We start from the raw sequence: 7,925 nt of genomic DNA, 5'->3' as shown, positions 1-7,925 counted from the left end.
GATTCTAATAATTAATTTGGTCTTGCACTAGGGCAATCACCAGGTAATTTCAATTTGCCTTTTCTTTTACCTCAAGACATGAAACTTAGTAAACAGTTATTTCTTTCGGCGGTATTCGCCGGGATGAGCTTCTTACAGGCGCAAGGCCAAAATACTGTATTTGGCACAGGTACCGGATCGGGGGGATTCTTCAATACCCATGTGGGGGCTTACGCCGGCAACCTGAGTACCGCGTACAACAATTCCTTCTTTGGGCATTTTAGTGGCAGGAACAACACGACCGGATACGACAATTCCTTCATTGGATTTTTGAGCGGTTTTAGAAATACCACCGGGCATAGCAATACATTTCTCGGGACAAACAGTGGATCAAATAATCTTTCCGGAGATTACAATACGTTTATCGGCATCAGCGGCATGGCAAATACCACAGGTAGTCGTAATACGTTTTTGGGTTATGAAAGTGGCCGAAGAAATACATCAGGACAGCATAATACGTTTCTGGGGAATTCAAGCGGTAATAGCAACATAGATGGCAACTATAACACGTTTGTAGGCTCCAGTAGCGGATATAGCAATCTAAGCGGGCATAGAAATGTGTACGTCGGACATTACAGCGGCTATCAAACTTCGGGCGGTAATAATAATGTTTATCTGGGTCACTACAGCGGATACAAGAATATCAACGGCCAAAACAACGTTTTTATCGGCTATTTGGCCGGATTTAGCGAAACAGGTTCCCGTAAACTTTACATTGACACTGGTGATGACGATAATCCTTTGCTTTACGGTGACTTTACCAATAATGCTTTATCCATTGGCACCAAGTATACGGGTACCAACTATCAACTGGTCGTTCCTGGTCCTGTGAGGGCCGTCAGATATGATGTAGTTTCCGACGAGCGGCTGAAAGAAAATATCAAAAGCCTGAGCAATGTGTTGGCTAAAGTACAACAGGTCAAAGGCGTGAGCTACTTTCTGAAAGAAGGAGTTGAAACTTGAACAGTCGCCGGTGGTCGGCAAAAAGCTGGCATGGGGGTGCAGTATGGTTTCCTGGCCCAGAACATTCAAGAACTCTTTCCTGAGTTAGTGACCGAAGATGAAGGTTCGCTGGCCGTCAATTACCAGGGCATGATTCCGGTGCTGGTGGAAGCGCTTAAGTCCTTATCTGAACAGAACGATAGCGTGGCGGCTGCGAACCTTACGATGACCCGGCAACTCATAGGCATGCAGCAAAGACTGGAGGCACTTGAAAAAGCGGTGGAACACCAGCAAGCAACGTCATTCGATGATCAACGGCTGTATCGGCTTCTACCAAACCATCCCAATCCATTTAACCAGAGCACCACCATCCGCTACCAGGTTTCAGCCCAGGCAGAGCAGGTAAGGCTAATAATCACCAACCGGCAGGGAGTAGAAGTGCAGCGCTTTGACCGCCTACCAGCCGGCTCCGGAGAGGTCCATGTAACGGCCGGCAGTCTAACACCAGGTATTTATGTATACACTTTGTTTGCAGACGGACTCCGCGTCGGTTCGCGCAAATTGGTATTGACGCGGTAGTTTATTTCCAAACTAGCCAAGCTTTCCCACCAATTCCTTCTTCAAAGGAGCTGGAAGTCGAATGGATTACTATCCACCATAAAAACCTTTCTTCTCTTTACATTCCTTCTTCTGTTTGGCTGTCAGCAGGAAGATGTCCAGGAAAGCATTGAACTGAACTCAGCCAAAGCAGCTTCCGAGCGACTAAAACCAGCCTTGATCAACAATATCAGTTGGCGGCCGATGGATGTGAGGTGCAGGTACAGCTTAATAAACCGGGCCGGACTTTGGACATTCTCTACAAGCCTTCTCCCAGATCATTGCCTGCCTTAGAAAAGGCTTTGGATTCGGGCAATACCAACCAACCGTCCTGGCTTCAAAGGCCCTAACGGTTAAGGTCTATGGGACGGGTAAGCAAGTCGATCTACGAAGCGGTTGGGAAATAAACAATCCTTCCCTTAGGTCCAGATCCTGGATTCACAATCCGCTGTTCAAAACCAAATGGTAGACTAAGCAGCGTGTCATTAGTAGGTATACTCATCAAAACGTACCCCGAAAGCATACTGTTCATCCTTTAAACTTTCGTCGTCATCTTATCCCAGCCGTCGGAGAAGTGCCAGACGAGGAAAAATTGATGCATTCCATTTAGGTGGCTTAGACTCCTCAAGCCAACATCTGCAGTCATAAACCGAGTTGGATGTCGCTGGCTTAAATTAGGATAAGCCTCGTTGTGCGTCAGTAGCTTCACGGTATAAATAAAGCAGTACTGGGTTAGTCGCCTTAACCGGCCACCATCAATAAGAATTGGTTGGTTTTAAATTTTCTAAACGGGGTGTTTGGGGAGCCTTTGTAGGTTTGCTTTACTTTCGCGGTATTATCGTCTGACATTTGTTGGTTAATAGGCGGCCGATTTGCCCACTTCACTTCGTTCGCTGACCAGTGAATAGTTGATTGACTGTCTGGCTCCACTTTTTGGACTTTTTACTGATTTGTTTCCATTGAAGAAATAATTAGAATCCTGCAGATACGGTTCATCTCACCGTTTTTTTGTAAAACTTGGAATGAAAAGCAAATATTTGCCTGCCGTGTAAACCTAGGTACGAATGGAATACATGGTGATATACTATTAAATCAAGGTTTTATTGAATGACATTAATCCCTAATTGGGTATTTAAGTTTAGGTTTATCTGTTTTCAACGGTTTATGATTAATCTAAGGGGTCACTGGATACTGATCGCGGGTAGATAAATTCAGGACTAGGATCGATGACGAAGAAGCGTTGTACTAATTCGCTTTTAAATAATAGCTTCGGCATAAGTTGATTAAGAAAAATAAGCCCGCGGGCGTGGGTTGTCAATAACAGATTGATACACTCCGCTATTAAAACTACTCTTCCCACCTGCAAGGCATGTAGCCAGCGATGACCTATACGAGCCGGATGAATCTGGCAAGACTTTAGCAGCGTAAGGGGTTTTCCCGATGCATCATATCCCTCAATGATAGCCTGAGTGAGTAACCAGTCCGGCCTATCTGGGGTCGCTTGGGGCTTTGTCAAGCGGCTGGTCCGGTGTTGCAAGGGGTGACCCGCCTGCCGGATGCGTTCGGCCAGGGCCTCGACCAAGTTTCCCTCTCCACCAGCCATCATCGAAGCGTCGGTGTAGGGACCGTTAATTTCATTATTTTCCCAGATCGAGACAGGCCACCGTCGCATTTGCCGGACGTTACTGATAAGGATAGCTTCACGACAGGACAGAAACCCACAGTGACCTACGGGTCCTGCAGGTGCCGCCATTGGGGAGGGGGGTAACACGGCTACACGGATACCTGCGTAATCCACCGCAGGCCAACCCGAGAGAAGAGGGTATTGCTGATAGAGATCTTTTAGCAGCAGGTTGACCAGGCCAGGGGCTACTCCAGCCTGCAACAGAAACGCGGTTTTCGCTTCCATGGCGATGGCCTGAATTTGATCAATTTCATCTGCCGAAGCCGTCAGGTTCACATAATGTGCATCATGCTGCCGGGCCAGGCGGGCAACATGGGGAGTTAGCGGTGCTGGCAGACAATCAACGACCAGGTCTGCAGCCCCAAATATGGTATGATTGGCTTTATCAACCTGAGTCGCATCAAATTGAAAAGGATACACCATTTTGGCTTGCGTGTTGCCTTCTCCTATCCACTGAGCTGCCTGCCGGGCAATCCTGGGGTCCTTGTCACCCACAAAATAAGTAGCCTTGATGGAAAAGTGTTGGGTAAGGAACAAACCGACGGCTTTACCAAGCTCACCGGCGCCTGTAATTAGGATGCAAACATTATTCATAGAGGGTTAGCCAAACGTGAGGAGAAATAGTACCACAAAGCTACGGCCAGTATACTGAGTCAGAAAATAGCCCTTTAGGGCCAATTAGGTTCGTTTAAAACAATCTCTATATGAGCTTCACTTCTTTTCTAAAGGTGTAACCGAGCCATTCCACCTCTGTCCTCCGCTAAGCAAAATAGCCCCAAAGAGCTATTTTCTCCCTTTGGTCTGTTGCCCTACCTTTGTTGCCTAAATCATTACGGCTATCTTTTGCCTTTAGGTTCCACCACACCTTAATATCAGCTAATAGAACAATGCCATGACCATTCTAAAGATTACCTATTGGATGACTTCCTTGCTGCCGGACTTACTGCCTTTGGCCTGTGAGCATTTCCCGGAGACTGAAAAGCAGCAGGGCTTTCTGCATCTGAGCCTTCCCTATTTGCATTTGCCTGGAGCTAGGCTTGCCTAAACTAAGCAGGGGCGTAAAATTCCTAGTTCAGGTTTTAGAGCGTTACAATGGGTGGGCTTAAATCTGGACCTTCATTGCCTATAGCAGCTTGTCTGATCCTTTTAATAGTATCGCTTTTCCACTTATTGTCCTGTCGCAGTTGGTAGTCTGGTAGCAACCTATCACCAGCCGCCAATAGACCGCTCATTTGGGTGGTAGGTCTATCCGTACGAACGGGCAACGTAACCCCGCACCATTTAGGCCGTTTCCCACGGTGGGATTACGTATATGAAGTACCGTTGTAAATAAGAGTGATTGACATTATTAAAATGCTGGTTTCCTAACCAGGTATCATAACCAAAAACCGGTTGCCTAAAGTATCGCTGCCGGGATCTAATCAATTTCTAATCAAAAAATCAATGAGAATGAAGCATCTGCCAGTATGGGCAGCGGGTCTGTTCGTGACCGCATCTGTGTTCAGTTCCTGCAAGAAGGAGTTGGAAAAAGATATCCCTACTTCATCGACGGCCACTGCTCGACCGGATTCTGGCAAGAAAAATGATATTTCCTTGCAGAAGGGAATTACCAAAAAAGGCACCTTCCGAGGCCTGCCAATTATCTATCAGGAGATCGATGGTAAGGCCATTTGGCAGGGCGATATTTTGCTGAGTAAAGAAGACTTAACTCCAGCCAGGGCTAGTTCGAGCAACCCCAACGCCCGAATGGCTGGGGCCGGAATTATCAATGAGCACCGTCGCTGGAAACAAGGCATCATTCCTTATGTAATAAGCCCAGGATTGGACAAGGAGGTGATAGAAAATGCCATGTTATCTTGGGAAAATTTCACACAAATCCGCTTTGTACCTCGTACGAATCAGTTTGACTACATTCAGTTTGAGCCTACCACCACTTCAATGAATTGGGCCGAAGGTATTGGGCGAAAGGGGGGGCAGCAAAAGATTTTTCTATACAATAAGAGCTCACTTACCATAATCACTCATGAAATTGGTCATATTTTAGGTTTGGTGCACGAGCATACTCGCTATGACTGGAACCAATATCTTAATTTTTATCCGGAAAACTTAGTTGAAGGGATTAATGCAGAGGAATTTCTAGGGTTTAGTTCAGAACCAGGTGACATAAAGTTTGATAATCGACAAGGATTCGATTTCAACTCTATTATGTTGTATAATTCCTACTCCTTCGCTAGGAAAGATCAAAATGGCAATAGGCTCGCCGTATTGACTAAAAAGGATGGCAGTTTGATTCCAGAAAAAGTTGATAACGCATATCCGTCATCTGCTGATAAAGAAACAATTCGGACGCTGTATTCCAATATCTATGTCGTTAGCGGAGATATTCTGTATGGCGTGGGTACGAACGGTTCTAACAGTTATAAAGCGAAATTAGCAACCGGCTGGCGCGGCGCTGCGCAGACGTTGGCCGAAGATGGCCGCTACTTTTTTGGCATCCAAGGCAGTATGCTCTGGCGAGTCGATCGCTTTACGGGGAGCTTTCAACAGTGGGGCAATGGCAACTGGGCCGGAGCCGTGGGCATCACAGGCAAAGACCCTCAGGGCAACCTCTACGCCCAGGCCGGTGATTATCTCTGGAAGATCGACTCCTACGGCATCCACCGGGCTCTGGGGAATAGTGGCTGGAAGGGCACCAAGGCGCTCTACTACCTCAACGGATTCCTCTACNTGGCAAAACCCCAACCTCAATACGCCCCCGATCCTCTACAAGGTCAACACCACCACTGGAGCGTATAGCCGGTTGGGGACGGCTACCTACAGCAGTTTTCAGGCTATGACGGCGCTGAGTCGCACGGCGACGGAACTGTATATCGTCGATGGTAATAGTTTATGGAGCCTCAATGTGAACACGGGCCAGTCCAACCTGATCAAGTTTCAGGGTTTCAAGAACACCACGGCCATGACCGCCTATGGGGACCATTTGTATATCGCTTCGGACGGCTATATGTACAAAGTGGATGGAACCGGCAAGATTCTGTTAAAAAGTGGTGGCTTTGGTAGCGTAACCTCGATGGGTGCTTTCACAGCTTTAGGCCTTTGAGAGTTGCATCTGCAGCCATACTCTATGGCTGCGGAAAGGTAAGCTATGAGGCTCCACGCTGGCCAATAATCCATTTGATGGGGTCGTTGACCGGCGCGAAGGAACGGTGAGAATTTCCAGTTTCAATTGGCGACCAAACAACGACAACTGGGTTGCCCAATTTGTACCGGCGCTTGTCTATATAATTATCAAACAAACCAAAATGATGAAAATCAAATTTCTGCCCCTTTGGGCAATCAGTCTAATTGTGACCGCCTTCCTGCTCACCTCCTGCAAAAAGGAACTAGAGGATACGACACCTCATTCATTAAAGGCCTCACCTAGGGCCCGCGTTAAAGCTACTATTAGTCCTGCAAACTCAGTGATCTATGTCGTGCAGAAGGGTTCATTATATGCGGTCAATGCGAAAAACTTTCAAGACTTCACCTATTTAGGTGGTGGCTACCAAGGAACGGCTCAGATTATGGCCGAAGATGGTTTCTCTATCTATACCATCCAGTATGGAAAGCTCTGGGTGATAAATCAGTCCACCGGGAAATATAAACAGTTTGGTAACGGTAACTGGACTGGGTCAGTAGGGGTAACCGGGGTAGCCGGCTTTGTCCCTGATCAAGGCAATATGTTCGCTCAGGCGGGCGACTATCTCTGGAGAATTGATTTAAATGGTGTTCATCACCAGTTAGGAGGGGGAGGTTGGAGTGGAACCAAAGCTTTATTGTATCATCGAGGAGACCTATTTGTGATCTGGAAGAACGGCTATCTGTATAGAGTCAACCCTACAACCGGGGCTTACCAGGAATTAACAGGGGGATGGGGAGACGTTAAGGGAATCGCTGAAGCCTCCAGTACCGGTGATACAATTTATATCATGAAGGGAAGTGAGTTGTGGAAAGTCGATGCCTATACCGGTCAATCTAAGTTTGTAGCAGGTGGTTTTCGTGATACTACCGCCATGACTGGTGTGGGAGGCTATTTGTATATTGCCTCCAATGGTGGTGCATTGCATCGAGTTGATCTTAATGGAAAAAGGATAGAGACCAATCTGCATTATAGCGGGGTGACCGCGATGGTAGGAGTCCAGGGTGCATTTGATTGATGCGGTAGTTAATACCATCTGCGGGAATGTTCAATAAAGTGTGTCATGGGTTAAACATGTAAGTGTGGCCGGACCCGATCACCGAACAAAATGGTGAGTTGTTGAACCGTCAGTGCCCAATTCGGCAAGGGCATGGTCCAGGTCTGGCTGATGCGTTGCTGAGCAAGATAAAGTACTTTCAGCAGCGCATTATCGGTCGGAAAAGCCCCCTTCGTTTTGGTCACTACCCGGATTTGTCGGTGAAAACCTTCGACCGTATTGGTAGTATAAACTACCCGACGGATGGCCGGCGGATACTCAAAAAAACGTGTCAGCCGCAGCCAATTGGTACGCCAACTCTCGACGACGACCGGATACTTCTCTTGCCATTTTGTGGCAAAATCGGTCAATTTTTGTTCGGCAGCTGACAAACTTGACGCCTTGTAAATTGTCTTTAAATGTGAACGGTCAAGACAATTGATACTTCT

Annotated in this window: 6 protein-coding genes and 1 pseudogene; 5 read left to right on the top strand and 2 right to left on the bottom strand. The window is 47.1% G+C overall.

Features of this window, described 5'->3' with window-relative positions:
* Positions 1–78 precede the first annotated feature (78 nt).
* Both DX909_RS01855 and DX909_RS01850 read left to right on the top strand, forming a co-directional pair.
* Positions 79–1,002 (top strand): tail fiber domain-containing protein, encoded by a 924-nt coding sequence (locus tag DX909_RS01855; RefSeq protein WP_128543353.1) that lies wholly within the window; start codon positions 79–81, stop codon positions 1,000–1,002.
* A gap of 30 nt (positions 1,003–1,032) precedes the next feature.
* A complete protein-coding gene (locus tag DX909_RS01850) occupies positions 1,033–1,560 on the top strand; it encodes a T9SS type A sorting domain-containing protein (RefSeq protein WP_128543352.1) in 528 nt (175 codons plus the stop codon).
* A 1,186-nt stretch (positions 1,561–2,746) separates the two neighbouring features.
* On the opposite strand, the gene DX909_RS01845 is transcribed toward DX909_RS01850, so the two are convergent.
* Positions 2,747–3,856 (bottom strand): saccharopine dehydrogenase NADP-binding domain-containing protein, encoded by a 1,110-nt coding sequence (locus DX909_RS01845; protein ID WP_128543351.1) that lies wholly within the window; start codon positions 3,854–3,856, stop codon positions 2,747–2,749.
* Between the two features lie 849 nt (positions 3,857–4,705).
* Between DX909_RS01845 and DX909_RS30065 the strand changes: the two are divergent.
* From DX909_RS30065 to DX909_RS01830, 3 genes and pseudogenes are all read left to right on the top strand, one after another.
* Positions 4,706–5,989 (top strand): annotated as a pseudogene (locus tag DX909_RS30065) (M12 family metallopeptidase); the annotation flags it as partial.
* A gap of 1 nt (position 5,990) precedes the next feature.
* The coding region (locus DX909_RS01835; protein WP_206512955.1) for a hypothetical protein at positions 5,991–6,362 on the top strand (372 nt) is incomplete at its 5' end.
* A 106-nt stretch (positions 6,363–6,468) separates the two neighbouring features.
* The gene (locus DX909_RS01830; RefSeq protein ID WP_164851172.1) at positions 6,469–7,458 is read left to right on the top strand and encodes an NHL repeat-containing protein; all 990 of its coding nucleotides are present in this window, start codon (positions 6,469–6,471) and stop codon (positions 7,456–7,458) included.
* 50 nt (positions 7,459–7,508) lie between these two features.
* On the opposite strand, the gene DX909_RS01825 is transcribed toward DX909_RS01830, so the two are convergent.
* A partial coding sequence (locus DX909_RS01825) for a transposase (RefSeq protein WP_206512954.1) occupies positions 7,509–7,925 on the bottom strand: 417 nt, incomplete at its 5' end.

The sequence above is a fragment of the Larkinella soli genome, from assembly GCF_003703975.1.
GTDB classification, from domain to species: Bacteria; Bacteroidota; Bacteroidia; order Cytophagales; family Spirosomataceae; genus Larkinella; species Larkinella soli.
This window is presented reverse-complemented; position numbering and strand designations above follow the sequence as displayed.